Annotated in this window: 16 protein-coding genes; 8 read left to right on the top strand and 8 right to left on the bottom strand. The window is 42.3% G+C overall.

Translation table 11 applies throughout. The annotated features are described in order from the left end of the window. Nucleotides 1-11: 11 nt before the first annotated feature. On the top strand, nucleotides 12-731 hold the full coding sequence (mpaA, locus tag PGX00_RS09250; protein ID WP_272135513.1) for a murein tripeptide amidase MpaA: 720 nt from the start codon (nucleotides 12-14) through the stop codon (nucleotides 729-731). Nucleotides 732-873: 142 nt separating this feature from the next. Next, nucleotides 874-1599 (top strand): DUF3581 domain-containing protein, encoded by a 726-nt coding sequence (locus PGX00_RS09245; protein ID WP_272135511.1) that lies wholly within the window; start codon nucleotides 874-876, stop codon nucleotides 1597-1599. A 53-nt stretch (nucleotides 1600-1652) separates the two neighbouring features. On the opposite strand, the gene queC is transcribed toward PGX00_RS09245, so the two are convergent. After that, entirely contained in the window at nucleotides 1653-2345 is a 693-nt protein-coding gene (gene queC / locus PGX00_RS09240; RefSeq protein ID WP_272135509.1) for a 7-cyano-7-deazaguanine synthase QueC, read from the bottom strand. A 114-nt stretch (nucleotides 2346-2459) separates the two neighbouring features. On the opposite strand from queC, the gene PGX00_RS09235 reads away from it, so the two are divergent. Continuing rightward, complete coding sequence (locus tag PGX00_RS09235) at nucleotides 2460-3269, top strand: Cof-type HAD-IIB family hydrolase (RefSeq protein WP_272135506.1); 810 nt, start codon at nucleotides 2460-2462, stop codon at nucleotides 3267-3269. A gap of 80 nt (nucleotides 3270-3349) precedes the next feature. Here PGX00_RS09235 and PGX00_RS09230 read toward each other — a convergent pair whose 3' ends face one another. The 7 genes from PGX00_RS09230 to PGX00_RS09200 form a co-directional block, all read right to left on the bottom strand. After that, nucleotides 3350-3832: a GNAT family N-acetyltransferase gene (locus tag PGX00_RS09230; protein WP_272135504.1), complete on the bottom strand. Its 483-nt coding sequence runs from the start codon at nucleotides 3830-3832 to the stop codon at nucleotides 3350-3352. 115 nt (nucleotides 3833-3947) lie between these two features. After that, nucleotides 3948-5825 carry a propionyl-CoA synthetase gene (locus PGX00_RS09225; RefSeq protein WP_272135502.1) on the bottom strand — a complete coding sequence of 626 codons (1878 nt, stop codon included), beginning with the start codon at nucleotides 5823-5825 and terminating at the stop codon, nucleotides 3948-3950. Nucleotides 5826-5845: 20 nt separating this feature from the next. Beyond that, nucleotides 5846-7048 carry a 2-methylaconitate cis-trans isomerase PrpF gene (gene prpF, locus PGX00_RS09220; protein ID WP_272135500.1) on the bottom strand — a complete coding sequence of 401 codons (1203 nt, stop codon included), beginning with the start codon at nucleotides 7046-7048 and terminating at the stop codon, nucleotides 5846-5848. Nucleotides 7049-7058: 10 nt separating this feature from the next. Continuing rightward, complete coding sequence (gene acnD, locus PGX00_RS09215) at nucleotides 7059-9635, bottom strand: Fe/S-dependent 2-methylisocitrate dehydratase AcnD (RefSeq protein WP_272138004.1); 2577 nt, start codon at nucleotides 9633-9635, stop codon at nucleotides 7059-7061. Between the two features lie 83 nt (nucleotides 9636-9718). After that, entirely contained in the window at nucleotides 9719-10849 is a 1131-nt protein-coding gene (gene prpC / locus PGX00_RS09210) for a bifunctional 2-methylcitrate synthase/citrate synthase (RefSeq protein WP_272135499.1), read from the bottom strand. Between the two features lie 89 nt (nucleotides 10850-10938). Beyond that, nucleotides 10939-11832 (bottom strand): methylisocitrate lyase, encoded by an 894-nt coding sequence (gene prpB, locus PGX00_RS09205; RefSeq protein WP_272135497.1) that lies wholly within the window; start codon nucleotides 11830-11832, stop codon nucleotides 10939-10941. Beyond that, on the bottom strand, nucleotides 11829-12533 hold the full coding sequence (locus tag PGX00_RS09200) for a GntR family transcriptional regulator (RefSeq protein WP_272135495.1): 705 nt from the start codon (nucleotides 12531-12533) through the stop codon (nucleotides 11829-11831). Before PGX00_RS09200 ends, prpB begins: the two co-directional genes overlap by 4 nt. A gap of 228 nt (nucleotides 12534-12761) precedes the next feature. Between PGX00_RS09200 and PGX00_RS09195 the strand changes: the two genes are divergently transcribed. The 5 genes from PGX00_RS09195 to PGX00_RS09175 all read left to right on the top strand — a co-directional run bounded on the left by PGX00_RS09195 (nucleotide 12762) and on the right by PGX00_RS09175 (nucleotide 18275). Next, nucleotides 12762-13445, top strand: a complete 684-nt coding sequence (locus tag PGX00_RS09195; protein WP_272135493.1) for a DNA-3-methyladenine glycosylase I — start codon at nucleotides 12762-12764, stop codon at nucleotides 13443-13445. A 151-nt stretch (nucleotides 13446-13596) separates the two neighbouring features. Then, on the top strand, nucleotides 13597-15003 hold the full coding sequence (locus PGX00_RS09190; protein WP_272135491.1) for a TolC family protein: 1407 nt from the start codon (nucleotides 13597-13599) through the stop codon (nucleotides 15001-15003). Beyond that, nucleotides 15003-15989, top strand: coding sequence for an HlyD family secretion protein (locus PGX00_RS09185; protein WP_272135489.1), 987 nt, complete (start codon nucleotides 15003-15005; stop codon nucleotides 15987-15989). Before PGX00_RS09190 ends, PGX00_RS09185 begins: the two co-directional genes overlap by 1 nt. A 1-nt stretch (nucleotide 15990) precedes the next feature. Then, nucleotides 15991-17142 carry an ABC transporter permease gene (locus tag PGX00_RS09180; RefSeq protein WP_272135487.1) on the top strand — a complete coding sequence of 384 codons (1152 nt, stop codon included), beginning with the start codon at nucleotides 15991-15993 and terminating at the stop codon, nucleotides 17140-17142. After that, nucleotides 17139-18275 carry an ABC transporter permease gene (locus PGX00_RS09175; RefSeq protein WP_272135484.1) on the top strand — a complete coding sequence of 379 codons (1137 nt, stop codon included), beginning with the start codon at nucleotides 17139-17141 and terminating at the stop codon, nucleotides 18273-18275. Before PGX00_RS09180 ends, PGX00_RS09175 begins: the two co-directional genes overlap by 4 nt. The last annotated feature ends 20 nt before the right edge of the window (nucleotides 18276-18295 follow it).

Here is an 18295-nt window from a genome sequence, read left to right as displayed (position 1 = left end):
TGAAAATACTAATGTCACTGACAAGAAGGCGCTCAGAAAGAGGAACATTCATTCTCGAACCCGTTCATTATGGTTTATCTGTATACGGTGCCCCACTTCTTTATTTTCCAGCCCAAATAGAAGTTGAAAATGCAGGGCTCATTATCGCTGGCACTCATGGTGATGAAACAGCGTCAATCATGGCATTATCTTGTGCGCTTCGAACTCTGACTAAAAACCAGCAGAAGCACCATATTATTCTGTCCATTAATCCAGATGGTAATCAGTTGGGAACCCGCTCGAATGCAAATTCTGTTGATCTGAATCGTAATTTTCCCACTCAAAATCAGCTCAATGAAGATACGGTTTATCGCTGGAATAGCACTGCAGATGTTCGAGATGTCGTGATTAAAACGAGTAATGGACTATTAGAACCTGAAATCGATGCATTATTACGATTAATAGATGAGCTTAACCCTAGATTTACAATTAGCTTCCACGAACCACTTGCCTGTATTGATGATCCGGATTTATCAAAACTAGCCTACTGGTTATCGAATACTTTTGACCTACCGGTTGTGGAAGATATAGGTTATAAAACACCAGGTTCTTACGGTACATGGTGTAAAGAGAAGCAACTACCTTGTGTTACCGTTGAACTTCCACCGATATCTCCTGATGAGGCTAGTGAACGGTATTTAGTTCCGCTAACCCAACTTTTATGTACATCTACGGACGAATTACTCCGATAACTCATACAGAAATTCAGCATTATTTCTCTATGGTTTCATTTTTAACCTTTTACGTTAGATATTTGTCAAAAATCACTGATTAGACCATTGTCACAAAATTTTTGTATATAATTAACCTGTTTTTAGCTACCAGCAGATTATTATGTTTTTAACTCCTTACTTTTCAGTGCTTAACCAGAAGTTCCAATTTACTCGACGTCAAGCAAGCCACTTTGCAAAAAAAGTAGCTGGCGATTTTAATCCTATCCATGACGAAGACAATAAGCGTTTCTGCGTACCTGGTGATCTTCTCTTCGCCGTTTTACTTAAAGAAGAAGGTATTAGTCAAAAAATGCGCTTCGACTTTTCAGGCATGGTAAGTGATGGTGTCGCTTTACAAGTAGAAAATAAGTGTGAAAATGAAAGCGCTGTCGTTGACGAAAAAGGCAAAGAATATCTTCATATGAATCGTGAAGGTGAAGTAAGCCATGATTCAGAATTAATAGAACATGTGGTTAAAAACTATGTGCAGTTTTCTGGGAAAAACTTTCCTCACATTATGGTTCCTTTGATGGAACAACAACAGATGATGATCAACTGTCAACGTCCACTGGTTATCTACGAAAGCATGGAAATAGAATTTTCTCGTTTGGATATCCACCATCCTGAAGTCGAGTTTTCTGGCGCAACTTTTGATGTTGAAGGAAAACGTGGCGTAGTAACCCTTAACTTTGATTTTAAAGAAGACGGTGAGTTAGTGGGTAAAGGTGTGAAACGCATGGTAGCAAGTGGTTTAAGACCTTATGACGATTCTGCTGTCGATGATTTAGTAAAGCGATTTATAGAATGCAAAGAAGCATTTTTATCTAAGTTTGCTATCGCCGCCTAATTGCAAAGAGCCGTTTTGTTTAAAAAGCCCTTCATATGAAGGGCTGTTTAACGTCAATACATCTCTGCTTTACTTCGCAGTGCCGTAATAACGGCGTCTTTGTTTTCTAGGTAGTCCTCTAGCCCGGCTTTTCTAAGATCACAAGAAGGGCAATCCCCACACCCGTCCCCTATCACACCGTTGTAGCAAGTTAATGTCTGGTTTATTATAAGTTCTAGTGCTTCATATTGATCGGCCAAAGCCCACGTCTCGGCTTTGTTTAACCACATTAAAGGTGTTTGGATGACAAGCTCTCTATCCATTCCCTTTACCAAGGCGTCATTAATCGATTTTACAAACTCATCACGACAATCAGGGTAACCAGAAAAGTCTGTCTCACAAACACCAGTAATGACCGTTTTTGCACCTATTTGATAGGCATATATCCCTGCTAACGTTAAAAAGAGTATATTTCTGCCAGGTACAAATGAATTAGGCAATCCGTTATCTTGAAGCTCATGTGAGACAGGAATATCATCCCTTGTAAGAGAGCTAATCGCGAGTTCATTCAATAAACCAACATCCATTACTTTATGGGCAGTTATTCCTAACTCTTTCGTTAGATTCTGTGCAACTTCAATCTCTAGTTTATGTCTTTGACCGTAGTCGAAAGTAATCGCATGTACTTCATCAAATTCTTGAATCGCTTTTACTAAACAAGTTGTGGAGTCTTGGCCACCACTAAAAACAACAACGGCTTTGTTCATTTTGCTTTCTCTTTAAAAAACCAGATGCTGACATTAATTCACAATATATTTAAGGTCAAATAGAACTAGTGTATTCTCGCATCTGTTTTTAATTTTAATTATTTTGGGTAGGTTATGTATAAATTGGTCGCTTTGGATATGGATGGCACGCTGCTTAACAGCGATAAAATCATTACAGATAGAAATAAACAGGCCATCGCAAATGCGAGAGAGAAAGGCGTAACGGTTATCTTAGCGTCTGGTCGCCCTCTTGCCGGGATGAGAGAAAAACTCGAAGAGTTGCAATTAACTTCAGATAAAGATTTCGTTGTGTCTTCTAACGGTTCATATGTACACCGTGTATCTGATAATAAAGAAATTCACAGCCAAATTATCACCGGTAAAGAAGCAAAACACGTCGCTAAACTAGCCGAGCAACTGGGTGTACATATGCACGCTTTTAGTATTGAGCATGGCTTAATCACCCCTAAAAATAACCCTTATACAGAACATGAAGCCGTCATTAATGGTTTGAGCATAAAAGAATTTGATTTCTCGCAGTTAGATGATGACCACCAAATTATAAAAGCCATGTTTGCCGATGCCCCAGAAGAACTTGACCGCGTGACTCCTTTATTGGACAAAGAACTTCATAATGAATTTACCATCGTTAGAAGCGCACATATCTTCTTGGAATTTCTTCACTTAGAAAGCAATAAAGGCGTAGGTGTTGCAGCCGTTGCGAAATATTTAGGTATTAACGCGGACGAAGTGATTAGTATGGGAGATGCAGAAAACGATCACCATATGATGAAGTATGCAGGACTTGGCGTAGCAATGGGTAATGCAACCAAAGAGACGAAAGCGTTAGCTGACCATATAACCGACACCCATGACAACTCGGGTGTTGCTCAAGTGATCGAAGAGTTTATTCTGAACGTTTAGGATGTTCGCTTTTCACTAACTACTATTAGTCATCCGTCACACTGGTTAGAGTTGGCTAATAGTAGAATCGATAAAAAACCTCAATCTAATGTTTTACATAGCCAATGGATATGATGGCCAAACCCACTTTTCTGGTAAAACTTAATTGCTGGTTGATTGAATTGCCACACCTCTACGAATATCTTTTTAACCCCATATTCTTCAAAAGTTATCTCTAATCGCTTCATCAACCTTTCTGCAATAGATTGGTTTCGATACGCTTCTGAAACATACAACTCATCAACACTGCCCATCTGTATAGGCTGACTAACGACAGAAACAAGTTCGCAAAAATGTCCAGTGATAAACCCAACCACTTTATCTTCTATAGGTTCAATAGCAACATAAACCAGACACTCGGGGTCATTAATATAAAGAGCAATGGATTTTTGTTCTTCAATTTCATCAGCCGTTTTTATATCCGAAGGCATAGATTGATGATGGTAATCATGAAGCTCAAACATCAAAGCATTGAGCTGGGTTAAATCGTCTAGACATGCCGGTCGAATTTTTAAGTTGGACACTTTTTCACCAGAAAATCAAATAAGCCGTTGATTGCATTATAAACAGTTTTTGCTACGACACAAAATGAAAGACGCCAACAAAAGTCAGCGCCTTGAATAGAGAATAGAACTTTCTTTAGTGATTAAGGACTCTTTCTATCTCGCTTAAGCTACTAGGATCATCTATGGTTGATGGAACCGTATAGGCTTCCCCATCGGCAATTTGCCTTATAATGCGGCGCAATATCTTGCCAGAGCGCGTTTTGGGTAATCTATCTACCACCAACGCGTGTTTAAAGCACGCAACAGCACCTATCTCAGTTCGTACTTTACCAACCAGTTCTCCCTCTAAAGCAAGTTCATCCAACTTAACACCATCTTTAAGTACCACTAAACCGAGTGGTAACTGACCTTTGAGATCATCGTGGATACCGATTACTGCACACTCCGCTACAGCCGGATGTGCGCCAACAATCTCTTCCATTTCACCGGTAGATAGACGATGACCTGCTACATTAATTACGTCATCTATTCGTCCCATAATAAACAAGTAACCGTCTTCATCTATATACCCACCATCACCAGAAACGTAATAACCGTCAAATTGACTTAGGTAGCCTGTTTCAAAGCGATCGTGATTACGCCATACCGTCGGAAGTGTTCCTGGTGGAAGTGGGCGTTTCAATGCAACAAAACCTTGTTGATTGGCAGGTACTTCCTCACCTACTTCATTTAAGACAACGACATCATAACCAGGGACAGGTTTAGTCGCCGAGCCAGGCTTAACCTCCATCATTTCTATTCCAGTAGGGTTACTGGCAATTGCCCAACCGGTTTCCGTTTGCCACCAGTGGTCAATAACAGGTTTTGACGTTTTTTCTAACACCCATTCTAACGTCGGTGGGTCTAAACGCTCACCAGCCATAAAGATGGTTTTCAACTTAGACAGATCATATTTTTCGAGCAATAGTGCATCAGGATCTTCTTTTTTAATGGCGCGAAAAGCGGTTGGCGCTGAAAACAGCGCAGTCACATTATATTCATTGCAAACACGCCAGAATGCACCGGGATCAGGGGTTCTAACTGGCTTTCCTTCAAACAATATAGTGGTGCAACCGTGAATGAGTGGCGCGTATACGATATAAGAGTGACCTACTACCCACCCTACGTCCGAAGCAGCCCAGAACACGTCATCTTGTTCAATGTTGTATATGGACTTCATACTGTACTTCATGGCGACAGCGTGTCCACCGTTGTCACGTACAACTCCTTTCGGTTTACCCGTTGTACCTGATGTGTAAAGTATATACAAAGGATCAGTAGATTGAACTGGTACGCAAGCGTGTGGTTTCGCTTTATCGACGGCTTCTTGCCAATCGACATCTCTTTCATGGCTAAGCTCTGCTAGTTCTTCTTTTCTTTGAAAAACGAATACTTTTTCTGGTTTCCAACGGCTATCCATAATCGCTTTGTCTATCAGCGGTTTGTACGGGATAATCTTGGCAATTTCGATACCGCATGAAGCTGTCATCACCACTTTAGGTTCAGCATCTTCGATTCGTACAGCAAGTTCATTAGGGGCAAAACCGCCAAACACAACGGAGTGAATCGCCCCGAGACGTGCACATGCCAGCATTGCCATCGCCGCCTCTGGGATCATTGGCATATAAATTACAACCCTGTCACCTTTGGCTACGCCGTTTTCTGCAAGCATTCCGGCTACTTTAGCTACTTGATCACGAAGCTGATTATAGGTGTATTTCCGTTTAGTTAGCGTAACAGGTGAATCATAGATCAGCGCGATGTGGTCGCCCCTCCCCTGTTCGCAATGGTAATCCAGGGCAAGCCATGCTGTATTTAACTGTCCGTCAGGGAACCAACGCTCGATACCGTTCTCGTCTTTTGCTAATATTGTCTTAGGCGATTCAAACCAATCTATTTTTTCCGACTGCGCCTTCCAAAAACTTTCTGGTTTAGTCTGAGACCACTGATATTCTTCTAAATAGGCAGACATATTGTTTCCTCCAATGTGTCTTAATTATGTTTGATAGTATCGAGGGGTACGCGTACCCAACCTTCCATTAATACTCGTGCGCTTCTGCTCATTACCGCCTTTTCGACCACCCATCCATACTTCGTTTGATTGGCCTTTGCACCCACTTTTAGCGTCCCTGATGGGTGCCCAAACGTCACCGCATTTTTTTCGCCACCGCCTGCGGCAATATTGACTAGAGTAGTTGGGACGCAGGCAGCGGCTGCAATGGCAACTGCAGCAGTCCCCATCATGGCGTGGTGTAACTTACCCATTGACAATGCCCGAACCAATACATCAACATCGGACGACTTTACTTCTTTGCCACTTGAAGAGTAGTAGCTTTGTGGTGAAGAAATAAACGCGACTTTAGGCGTATGTTGTCGAGTTTCCGCCTCAGAAAGCTTGTCAATCAAACCCATTTTAAGTGCGCCATACGCACGAATAGATTCAAACATTCTTAACGCTTGTTCATCATTATTAATGTCGTCCTGTAGTTCCACACCTCGGTAATTAATGTCCTCAGCGTTGATGAAAATAGTAGGGATTCCCGCATTTATCATTGTCGTTTTCAATGTACCGACACCGGGAACCTCAAGGTCATCTACTAGATTTCCAGTAGGAAACATTGACCCACTACCCGCGGATGGGTCCATAAAATCCACCTGTATTTCGGCAGCAGGGAAAGTGACGCCATCAAGCTCGAACGTGCCAGTTTCTTGAACATAGCCATTAGAGATTGGTACATGGATTAGAATGGTTTTCTCAATATTCACTTGCCAAACGCGGACGGTAACGATGCCGTTGTTCGGTATCCTATCGGGATCGACCAATCCACTATGGATAGCAAATGGCCCCACTGCTGCGGAGAGATTCCCACAATTTCCACTCCAATCTACAAATGGCCTGTCTATTGCTACCTGACCAAAGAGGTAATCGACATCATGGTCAGGCTGGGTACTTCTCGAAACAATAACGGTTTTACTGGTGCTCGACGTTGCTCCTCCCATCCCATCAATCTGTTTAGCGTAAGGATCGGGGCTTCCTATTACTCTAAGTAGTAAATTGTCCCTATCTTTCCCTGGTTGTTGCGCAGGTTCAGGTAAGTCTTCTAGACTAAAAAATACCCCTTTACTCGTACCCCCTCTCATATAGGTAGCGGGTACTTTAATCTGAGACTGAACGGTGACGTTTTCTTCTCTCATATTCAGCCCCTTACGCTAAGAAGTCTTGTGCAAATCGCTGCAGCACACCGCCGGCATTGTAAACAGAAACTTCATCCGCTGTATCAAGGCGGCAGGTAACCGTAACATTTACTTTTTCACCATTTTTACGTGTAATCTCAACGGTTAAGTCTGTACCTGGTTGTATTTCGCCTTTTACGTCATAAAGTTCTGTTCCATCTAATGCTAACGTATTGCGGTTTTCACCGGTTTTAAACTCTAATGGAAGAACGCCCATCCCAACTAAGTTAGTTCGGTGTATTCGCTCAAAACCCTCTGCGACAATCACTTCAACACCGGCTAAACGAACCCCTTTCGCAGCCCAATCTCGAGATGAACCTTGTCCATAATCTGCTCCAGCTACGATAATTAGAGGTTGCTTACGATCCATGTAGGTTTCAATGGCTTCCCACATACGGGTAACCTTACCTTCAGGTTCTATACGTGCGAGGGAACCTTGCACCACCTCACCATTTTCTTTCACCATTTCATTAAACAATTTTGGATTCGCAAACGTAGCGCGCTGTGCGGTAAGGTGATCACCTCTATGAGTAGCATAGGAATTAAAATCTTCCTCTGGTACTTTCATGTGGGTTAAGTATTCACCTGCTGCACTCGATGCTAAAATTGCATTCGAAGGTGACAAATGATCAGTCGTGATGTTATCTGGTAATATCGCTAGTGGTCGCATGCCAGATAAGCTTCTCTTACCCGCTAACGCCCCTTCCCAATATGGAGGCCTGCGAATATAAGTACTCTGAGGTCGCCAGTCGTATAAAGGCTCACTTTTTTGCTCATCATCGGTTAGCTTAAACATTTGAATATAAACTTGATTAAACTGCTCCGGCTTCACAAAGCGACTAACTACGTCATCGATCTCTTCGTCACTTGGCCACAGATCTTTCAAGTAAACTGGTTGCCCATCATTATTAGTACCAATGACGTCTTTTTCGATGTCGAAACGAATAGTCCCAGCCAAAGCATAAGCAACCACAAGCGGTGGCGATGCTAAGAACGCTTGCTTCGCGTAAGGGTGGATTCGACCATCAAAGTTTCGATTACCGGAAAGAACAGCAGTAGAATAAAGATCTCGTTCAATGATTTCTTTTTGGATTTTCGGGTCTAGTGCACCACTCATACCGTTACAAGTCGTACATGCGTAGCCAACAATACCAAAACCAAGTTTCTCTAGTTCTGGCAACAAACCAGATTCTTCAAGATAAAGTTTGGCAACTTTTGAACCCGGAGCAAACGAAGTTTTTACCCAAGGTTGGCGAATTAAGCCTAATTCGTTTGCTTTTTTAGCGAGCAACGCAGCGGCAATAACATTACGTGGGTTGCTTGTGTTTGTGCAGGAAGTAATCGCCGCTATAATGACCGCGCCATCGGGCAGTAACCCCTCTTCTTTCTCCCACGCTTTGGCTATGCCTCTGTTAGTTAACTCAGAGGTCGGTAAGCGGCGGTGTGGATTAGAAGGTCCAGCAAGATTCCGTTGTACCATGGACAAGTCAAATTCTAATACTCGTTCATACTCGGCTTCTATCAGATCATCTGCCCATAAACCTGTCTGCTTCGCGTACTGTTCTACTAGCTCTACTTGCTTGTCGTCACGTCCTGTTAACTTAAGATAATTAATTGTCTGTTCATCAATATAGAACATGCCTGCGGTAGCACCATATTCTGGTGTCATATTAGAGATAGTTGCTCTATCCCCAATAGTCAGCTTTCTTGCTCCTTCCCCAAAGAATTCAAGGTAAGAAGAAACCACTTTTTGTTGACGAAGAAATTCAGTGATCGCCAAAACAATATCGGTTGCTGTAATCCCTGGTTGCCTTACACCAGTTAACTTCACCCCAACGATGTCTGGCAAACGCATCATTGACGGCCTACCAAGCATTACGGTTTCAGCCTCTAAGCCACCGACCCCAATCGCAATAACACCAAGAGCATCAACATGTGGTGTATGGCTATCTGTCCCAACACAAGTATCGGGAAAGGCAACACCGTTTTTCACTTGTATCACTGGAGACATTTTTTCTAGGTTTATTTGGTGCATGATGCCGTTGCCTGCAGGTATCACATTTACATTTTGAAAAGCGGTTTTACACCACTCTATAAAATGAAACCTGTCTTCGTTTCGGCGATCTTCAATGTCTCGATTTTTTTGAAAGGCATCTTTGTCAAACCCAGCATGTTCCACTGCAAGTGAATGGTCCACGATAAGTTGCGTTTCAACAACAGGGTTAACTTTAGCGGGGTCACCACCTTGTTCCGCAATCGCGTCTCTTAGACCCGCTAAATCTACTAAAGCTGTTTGGCCTAATATGTCATGACACACTACACGAGCCGGATACCAAGGAAAGTCTAAATCGCGCTTCCGGTGGATAAGCTGTAATAATGCATCATTTAAATTTTCTGGCTCACATCGTCGAACCAAGTTTTCTGCCAACACTCTAGACGTATAAGGGAGTTTTTCGTATGAACCAGAAACCAAACTATTCACCGCTAGTCTCGTGTCATAGTATTCAACCTGTGTATTTGGCAACGATTTTTTATACTGACTATTCATCATTTATTTCCAGTAATTTTTCTTTAGCAGGCTTATCCTACTGCGAGTTTTACTATCACTTATTTATGTCGACGTCTTTGAAGCTAACTCCGCTTGTCAATTGGTAGCCAGTCTTGATGCTCAGGTCCGTCGTAATCGGCGCTTGGTCGGATTATTCGATTATTAGCACGTTGCTCATAAACGTGTGCAGCCCAACCCGTTAAACGGCTAATCACAAAAATCGGTGTGAATAACTTGGTTGGAATGTCCATAAAGTGGTAAGCCGATGCGTGGAAAAAATCGGCGTTACAAAACAACCCTTTTTCTCTCTTCATCACTGATTCAACACGTTCTGAAACCGCGTAAAGATGGGTATCACCCGTTGCTTCGGAAAGTGCTTTAGACCACTGTTTAATCAAAGCATTTCGAGGGTCAGATTCGCGGTATACCGCGTGACCAAAGCCCATAATTTTGTCTTTTGCAGCCAACATCTTGAGAATTTCTTCTTCTGCTTGCTCAGGGGTTGTCCAATTCTCTATCATCGCCATCGCTGCTTCATTAGCGCCACCATGAAGTGGGCCTCTTAACGTCCCAATTGCGGCCGTTACACAAGAATGTATATCTGATAGCGTTGATGCGCATACGCGGGCAGCGAAAGTTGAAGCGTTAAACTCATGTTCTGCATATACAGTAAGTGAGCAATGCATTACCTGCTTATGTAATTCGCTTGGGGTTTTGTCCGTCAGCAATTTAAGAAAGTAACCACCAGTAGTGTCTTCAGAGGTATCTTCTGTATCTATACGCACTCCATCATGGCTAAAGCGGTACCAGTAACAGATGATAGCCGGAAATAGCGCCAGCATTCTTTCCGTACTAGATTGCTGCTGGGAAAAATCCAACTCTTGCTCAAGATTACCTAATATCGAACACCCTGTTCGCATCACATCCATCGGGTGCGCATCTTTTGGGATCAGTTCTAGTGCCGATTTTAGCTCACTTGGCAAGCCCCTTTGACTGACTAAACGCGTTTTGTAATCGTCTAGCTCTTTTTGATTTGGCAAATGTCCTTGCAATAACAGGTGGGCAACTTCTTCAAATTGCGCATGGTTCGCAAGGTCTGTAATGTCGTAACCACGATACGTTAAACCGGTACCCGATTGCCCAACGGTACAAAGAGATGTTGTCCCTGCACTCTGCCCTCTTAACCCGGCTCCACCTAGTTTTTTATCTGGCATGACGAACTCCTTTCATTATTTACGAAGCTTCCTTACTGCATTGCTTCGGTTTGTTTACGTTATTGGTAAGTTAATTAATATTTTTATTATTATTTTTCTGAAAATAGCTTATCTAGCTTATTTTCATAGTCGTGATAGTTAAGATGCGCATACAACTCTTTACGTGTTTGCATGTGCTCAACCATCGCTTCTTGGTTCCCCACTTCAAGCAGGTGTTGATAAACCATTTCGGCGGCTTTATTCATTGCACGGAATGCACTCAATGGATAAAGAACCATATCGACACTTGCTTTAGCCAGTTCTTCTCCGCCATACAACGGTGTCTGACCAAATTCTGTAATGTTTGCCAAAATTGGGACATGTTTGCCTGTTGCAGATTCCAGCGCCGCTGAGAACTTTTTATATTGTTCTAATTCCGTCATGGCTTCTGGGAAAATCATATCTGCACCAGCTTCCACACAGGCGATTGCTCTTTCTATAGCCGAATCTATACCTTCTACCGCAAGCGCATCAGTACGTGCCATGATGACAAACTCATCGTTTATTCGCGCATCTACCGCGGCTTTTACACGGTCAGCCATTTCACCTTGGCTAACGATGGCTTTGTTAGGACGATGACCACAGCGTTTCTGCGCGACCTGATCTTCCATATGAATCGCACCAGCACCGGCCTTCTCCATCGCCTTAATGGTCCTCGCAATATTGAATGCGCCACCAAATCCGGTATCGATATCCACCATAAGTGGTAAATCACATGCGTTAGTAATGCGCTCAACGTCCACTAACACGTCATTCAGTGTTGTGATACCAAGGTCCGGTAACCCATAAGAAGCATTTGCAATACCCCCGCCAGATAGATATATCGCTTGATGACCCACATTTTTAGCCATCATGGCGCAGTATGGATTTACCGTACCTACTATTTGTAGCGGATCGTTTTCTTTAACGGCTAATCGGAACTTAGCGCCTTGACTTAAACTCATGAGTGGTTCTCCTTAACAGACTGCATTTGTTTTTCAATAAGCATACGGCTACCTGAGATATGCCTTCTCATTAGGATTTCAGCTAGCTCTTCATCTCGGTTTTTGATCGCTTGTAGTATGAACTTATGTTCTTCTAAAGCTTTTTCAGGTCTTGAATGTGACCGTGGTGATTTAGCACGGTACATTCTTAATAAGTGGTATAGCTCATCGCAGAGCAATGAAATCAATTTTGTGTTGCGGCTGGCTTTAATAATTCGGTAGTGGAAATCAAAGTCACCTTGTTGTTGAAAATAAGACTTACCCTCTACCTGATCGATGTGTTCTGAATGTGTCGACAATAATTGCTTTAATGCCGAGAGTTCTTCTTTACTAATATTTCTAGCGGCCAATCTCGCAGCCATGCCTTCTAAAGACTCACGAACGGCATAGAGTTCAGACAAATGTTCTTGTGAAAATGTAATGACTCTTGCACCGACATGAGGAATACGCTCTATAAGACCAAGACCTTCAACCCGCATTATCGCCTCTCGTAAGGGCCCGCGACTCACACCAAACCTTTTGGCTAACTCAGGTTCTGAGATCTTCGAACCCGATTCAATTTCGCCAGAAACAATCGCGTCAATAAGGTATTCGGTCAGATTTTCTGACTTGGTACCTTCCTTTTCATTGCTTACGCTTTTTTGTTCGGTTGTTTGATTCAATTTCCACCCTCTGTGTTAACAATGCGCAGTTGATAAACAGAAAATAGCGTAAAAATAGGGGTTATTACAACTAGATTGTCGACAATGTAGACTAATGTCTAATGAGTAACAGTAAAAAGACAAGTTAAAGGAATGTGTAATGGTCGGTAGCAAGGTTTAACATTATCTGATAATAGTATTGGATCATCTTTATATTATCTCCGCATGGAGACTTACAATGGATTCTACATGGAAAAGTTTGCATCAATCTATCAACGCGCAGCCGAACGAAAAGGAAGTAAAGAAAATTTAGAGTCTCTTTTAAGTCGCCCGTTAACAGCCAAGCAGCTTTCGTCAGTGGGGGACGACCGTTGGTTGGCTGCATTTACAATGAAAGTCTTTCAATGTGGTATTTCATGGCAAGTGGTACGAAATAAATGGCCAAACTTTGAAGCCGTGTTTTTTGACTTTAAGATAGATTCCTTACTAATGCTTTCAGAAGAGCAATGGGAAGCAAAAGCGAAAGACCCTCAAATTATTCGTCATTTAACCAAAGTCATGTCTATTCCTGCTAATGCTCAAATGATTAAGTCAGTACAGGTAGAGCACGGGAGTTTTAGCGAAATGGTTTCCAATTGGCCTGAAAACAACATTACTGGCCTCTGGTTATACCTTAAAAAACAGGGTAACCGACTTGGCGGGAATACTGGCCCTTACACCCTCCGTCAAATGGGTGTAGACACATTTATTTTTTCTTCTGATGTCGAATCCTATTTACGAAACACCGGCATCATCGACTCGGGAAGAGGAACAAAGCGAGCGTTATCCGCCGCTAATAACGCATTTCTACATTGGCAACAAGAATCAGGCCGAAGCTTAACAGAGATAAGCCAAACTATTGCTTATAGTGGCGGTGATAATCGCACAATCTGATTGATAATAGGGTTTATGGCGCATACCTGTGCCCCTCTCTCGACTATGTCAACGTTATTTAACAAATTAACAACTAATATGGGTGAATTACATTGTGAATATTAACGCTAGAGTATATGCTCTATTTTTCTTTCATTATCGTTGTTTTACCATGAATTACAAATCAAAACTCGCGCTATTAAGTACAGCTATTCTCTATTCAACTTCTGGTATTGCAGGTGAGATTAGTTTTGAAAACGCGTGGACATTATTACAAGATAAGAACAGCGCTATCGCAGCGCAAAGAGCCAATGTTGACCGTTACCGCCAACTAGAAGGCTCAAAATCATCGTTAAACCTTCCTTCAGTGACGTTAGGTGCGAATTACACTCGTCTAGACGATGATGTGACCTTATCTGGCGACCAAATCATTGATAGCCTCGATTCTACAAGCGCGGCTATGTTGTCACATTTAGGTCTTACCTCTTTATTAAGTGCTACCACATCCACCATTACTGAAAAAGATTTGTTCAACTCATCCATCAGGGCAGTTTGGCCAATATTTACCGGTGGCAGAATAACCGCCGCTCAAGAGATTGCGAGTGGACAAACCGATGAAGCTGTCGCCTATTTGGCAATGGAAACTCAAGCTCAGTACGAAGACTTAGCTAAATATTACTTCAGCGTGGTTTTAGCAAACGATGTTCTACAAACAAGAATTTCCGTTGAGCAAGGGTTAACTAAACACAGAGACTTCGCTGTAAAACTTGAAACTCAAGGTCAAATAGCCAAAGTTGAAAGGCTGCAAGCTGAAGCATCATTAACGAAAGCAACCGTCGAGCGCAAACGTGCACAAAAAGATGTCGAAATCGCGGTTTCTGCACTGACCCAGATTTTAAATCAAGATGAAAAAGTGTACCCAGAAACCTCTCTGTTTATTAATGAAAATCTTCCACCTCTAAGCGCTTTTACCGATCAGACCTTAACAACTTATCCAGGGCTATCCATTTTAGACGCGAAGAATAAACAAGCTAGCCAACTCATTGTTGCAGAAAAAGGCCGCTATTATCCTGAAGTCTACCTTTATGGAAACTACACGTTATACGAAGATGACTCTCTTGCTTCCGAGTTAGCGCCAGATTGGTTAGTCGGCGTTGGCGTAAGCATCCCTTTAATCGATAACAATGGTCGCTCAGAGAGCGTTCAGGCAGCACATAGTGCAGTATTGCAAGTCCATCATCTTCGCCATCAAGCAACACGCGACCTTACCGTTTTGGTAGAAAAGACCTACTACGAAGCCGAACAAGCAATCGAAGAAGTCCATGGATTAAATTCGAGCTTAGAGCTTGCGCAAGAAAACCTAAGCTTGAGAAGTAAGGCATTTACTCAAGGCTTATCTACTTCACTCGATGTGGTTGATGCTGAGCTCTATTTAGCCAGCATAAAAACCCAGCAACAGGTTGCGAGCTTTAACTATTTAATCTCTCTCAATCGATTGTTAGCACTGAGTAGTGAAATGAACACATTTAATCAATACGTTTCGAATGCATCTCAAACCGTAAAATCAGAGGATCAGTAATGAAAGTCGTTAAACCCATTCTTGTGACAGCAGTTGCTGTTAGTATCGGTTCTTGGATTGCATACAGTTTTTATCAAGCCTATCAGCCTAAACCTATACGCCTTCAAGGCCAGATAGAGGCGCAGCAATACAGTATTTCTTCTAAAGTACCAGGGAGAATAGAGAAGATTATGGTGAGTAAAGGGGATCAAATATCCATTGGTGACCCTGTTTTTACCCTTTATAGTCCAGAAATCGACGCGAAACTTGATCAAGCTCTAGCAGGTCAAAAAGCCGCAGGGGCAATGGCATTGCAAGCTGAAAATGGTGCACGCTCACAACAAATTGCTGCTGCTAGCGACCAATGGCAGAAAGCCAAGGCTGCTGCTTCTTTGGCAGAAAAGACCTTCCAACGTGTTGATAGTTTGTATAAAGATGGTGTCGTTGCAGAGCAGAAAAGAGACGAAGCACTAACCCAATGGCAGGCTGCCAAGTTTACACAAAGTGCCGCTTATCAAATGTTCCAAATGGCGCAAGAAGGGGCTCGTAACGAAACGAAACAAGCCGCAATTGAGAAAGAACGTATGGCAGCCGGTGCAGTTGCCGAAGTAGAAGCCTATGCTCAAGATACCAAGATTAACAGTTGGTTTAACGGTGAAGTTTCTCAAGTGTTGTTAAACAGTGGTGAACTGGCTCCTCAGGGTTTCCCGGTTGTGACTGTCATTGATATGAACGACGCTTGGGCTATTTTCAGCGTACGTGAAGACAGGCTCAAGTATTTTACTAAAGGCACACGTTTTAATGGCTACCTACCTGCATTAGATAAAGAAATCGAGTTTGAAGTTATGCATGTTGCTGTCATGGGTAACTTTGCAACGTGGCGCTCGACAGACTCTTCACAGGGCTTTGATTTAAGAACTTTTGAAGTTGAAGCAAAGCCAGTTGACCAATCAGAAAGATTGCGTGTTGGTATGAGTGTTTCTGTCACTTTGGATGCAGAGGAATAGAATGCATACCGAAATGCCGATCTCTCAGTGGTCTGTGCTACGCAAGGATAAATGGCTATTATCCTGTATTACATGGATCCCTATTCTATTAGCAATGTCGACTTGGTGGATTTTTTCTGCCAATGTCGCGACCAACATTAACTTCGGTGTCGTTGACCTTGAAAATAGTACCTTATCCAGAGAGTTGATAAGAAATATCGATTCTACTGCTACTCTTAAAGTTTCTGGTGGATATCAAAGTGCAATCGAAGCAAAAAATGCACTCATAAATGGTGATATATACGGATATGCAATTATCCCGACTCACTACAGTCGTGACATTTACCTTAATAATCCACCTCAGATAACGGTGTTTTATAACAGCCAATATATTCTTGTTGGCCGTTTGATAAATGCCGCTATCGCACAGGCACATGGAACATTTGATGCTAAACTTGGCATTGTGAAACAACTAGCGAAAGGAAATAATTCACTAGCAAGTGCTGCGGGCCGAACGGTTACTATTCAAAATCAAATCACCCCTCTATTTAATCGAAACACCAATTACGCCCAATTTTTGGTCAGTGCTATTGTCCCTGCTCTGTGGCAAATTATTATCATCGTTGCAACGATATTAGCACTTGCGGCCAATCACAGGGTATATGGCCTAAAGAGAATGCTTGGTGACAAGCCTTTACGACAAATATTAACTATTTGCGGGTTCTATATTCCATTTTTTGCCCTTCTCGGTTTTGGGTTTTTAAGTTGGTTTTACGTTGGTTTTGAATGGCCGATGATTGGTAGCTTGGTGCCTATCCTATACGCCCAACTGCTGACTATTTTTGCCTGCATAATCATGGGAGCTTTTTTCTTCTTCCTTACATTAGACCCTGCAAGAGCAATGAGTTTTGCTGGCGCTTTTACTGCACCAAGCTTTGCATTTATGGGGGTGACATTCCCAGCGACAGACATGAGTATAATCGCGTCCACTTGGCGCTCATTACTTCCAATTAGCCACTATATTGAAGCTCAAATCAGCCAGGTCAGTTACGGCGTAACCAGCTTTGAAACCATTAGTGCCATATCCACTAGCATGGCAGGATACCTTCTCCCTTTAATTCTCATCTACCCATTATGTAAGAAGCATCTTGGTCAGTTGGAGAAAAACTCATGACACTCTTCAATTTAGTTAAATGTGAACTTCGGTCTATTTTTACAAACCCAATTATACTTCTTACCATGTTTGGCGGCGTTGTTTTTTATTCATTCTTATATCCATTGCCGTACTCTCATCAAACACCGACAGAACAAACAATTACCGTTGTGAATTTAGACAACAGCTTAACCAGCTTTCAATTAGAAAGAATGGTTGATGCCACCTCTCAAATAAAGATTGCTGCGCGCGCACATTCTATAGAGGAGGCAAAGCAACAATTTATAGAAGGAAAAGTCACTGGGATTCTTGTTATACCTGAACACTTTTACAAAGAGTTATTATTAGGCAAAAGTCCTACCCTCTCGTTTGCGGGCGACGCTTCCTATTTCTTAGTTTATGGTGCGATTGTAGAAGGTATTACAGGTGCTAGTGGAACACTTGCAGCAAAAGCACGGGTTAACCGAATGGTAATGGAGGGGCAACCTTTAGAAGCGGCTTCAGGGCAATACGCTTCCTCTATCGTCAATATGAAGCCAACATTTAACCCTGAAATGGGATACGTTAACTACGTTGTCCCAGCTGTATTTGTCTTAATACTGCAGCAAACGTTAATTATGAGCATAGGTGTTGTTGGAGGTACTCAAAAATTTGGCAAGGGTTACTGGACGAAACAGAGCTCGTTAAGATTAATCTTGACCCGATCATCGATATTCATAGCCACCTACTATTTCTTGTCGATGTACTATTTTGGTTTTAGTTTTGACTTTTATGACATTCACCGGTTGGCAGAACCTTTAACATTGCTTGCGCTATTAGCGCCCTTCTTACTATCCTCATGTTTCATCGGCTCTTTTTTAGGTGCTATTTTACCAAGAAGAGAATTAGTGGCCGTGGTGGTGTTAATCAGCTCAATGCCGCTTATATTTAGTGCTGGCTTTATCTGGCCTTTAGAAAGTGTTCCACAACCAATGATATGGCTTTCGAACCTTATCCCGTGTACACCCGCTATACAGGCTTTCCTTAAAATAAACCAACTTGGCGCTGATTTTACTCAAATAATGCCGCAATGGTCTTTGCTATGGGGTCAGTGTGTCGCGTGGGGATTGCTAGCGTGGGTGGTAGATAAAAAATACAGATTACAGCTCTCATAGTCTTAATAGGCTAGATTGAC

The sequence above is a fragment of the Vibrio algarum genome (assembly GCF_028204155.1).
In the GTDB taxonomy this organism is placed as follows: Bacteria; Pseudomonadota; Gammaproteobacteria; order Enterobacterales; family Vibrionaceae; genus Vibrio; species Vibrio algarum.
The sequence above is the reverse complement of the archived record's forward strand: the minus strand, read 5'-3'. Positions and strand labels throughout refer to the sequence as shown.

What these genes read in the sequence shown, in the direction of transcription:
- mpaA (WP_272135513.1), top strand. Translation starts at nt 12, where the DNA reads ATGTCACTGACAAGAAGGCGCTCAGAAAGAGGAACATTCATTCTCGAA.
- PGX00_RS09245 (WP_272135511.1), top strand. Translation starts at nt 874, where the DNA reads ATGTTTTTAACTCCTTACTTTTCAGTGCTTAACCAGAAGTTCCAATTT.
- queC (WP_272135509.1), bottom strand. Translation starts at nt 2,345, where the DNA reads ATGAACAAAGCCGTTGTTGTTTTTAGTGGTGGCCAAGACTCCACAACT.
- PGX00_RS09235 (WP_272135506.1), top strand. Translation starts at nt 2,460, where the DNA reads ATGTATAAATTGGTCGCTTTGGATATGGATGGCACGCTGCTTAACAGC.
- PGX00_RS09225 (WP_272135502.1), bottom strand. Translation starts at nt 5,825, where the DNA reads ATGTCTGCCTATTTAGAAGAATATCAGTGGTCTCAGACTAAACCAGAA.
- prpF (WP_272135500.1), bottom strand. Translation starts at nt 7,048, where the DNA reads ATGAGAGAAGAAAACGTCACCGTTCAGTCTCAGATTAAAGTACCCGCT.
- acnD (WP_272138004.1), bottom strand. Translation starts at nt 9,635, where the DNA reads ATGAATAGTCAGTATAAAAAATCGTTGCCAAATACACAGGTTGAATAC.
- prpC (WP_272135499.1), bottom strand. Translation starts at nt 10,849, where the DNA reads ATGCCAGATAAAAAACTAGGTGGAGCCGGGTTAAGAGGGCAGAGTGCA.
- prpB (WP_272135497.1), bottom strand. Translation starts at nt 11,832, where the DNA reads ATGAGTTTAAGTCAAGGCGCTAAGTTCCGATTAGCCGTTAAAGAAAAC.
- PGX00_RS09195 (WP_272135493.1), top strand. Translation starts at nt 12,762, where the DNA reads ATGGAAAAGTTTGCATCAATCTATCAACGCGCAGCCGAACGAAAAGGA.
- PGX00_RS09190 (WP_272135491.1), top strand. Translation starts at nt 13,597, where the DNA reads ATGAATTACAAATCAAAACTCGCGCTATTAAGTACAGCTATTCTCTAT.
- PGX00_RS09185 (WP_272135489.1), top strand. Translation starts at nt 15,003, where the DNA reads ATGAAAGTCGTTAAACCCATTCTTGTGACAGCAGTTGCTGTTAGTATC.
- PGX00_RS09180 (WP_272135487.1), top strand. Translation starts at nt 15,991, where the DNA reads ATGCATACCGAAATGCCGATCTCTCAGTGGTCTGTGCTACGCAAGGAT.
- PGX00_RS09175 (WP_272135484.1), top strand. Translation starts at nt 17,139, where the DNA reads ATGACACTCTTCAATTTAGTTAAATGTGAACTTCGGTCTATTTTTACA.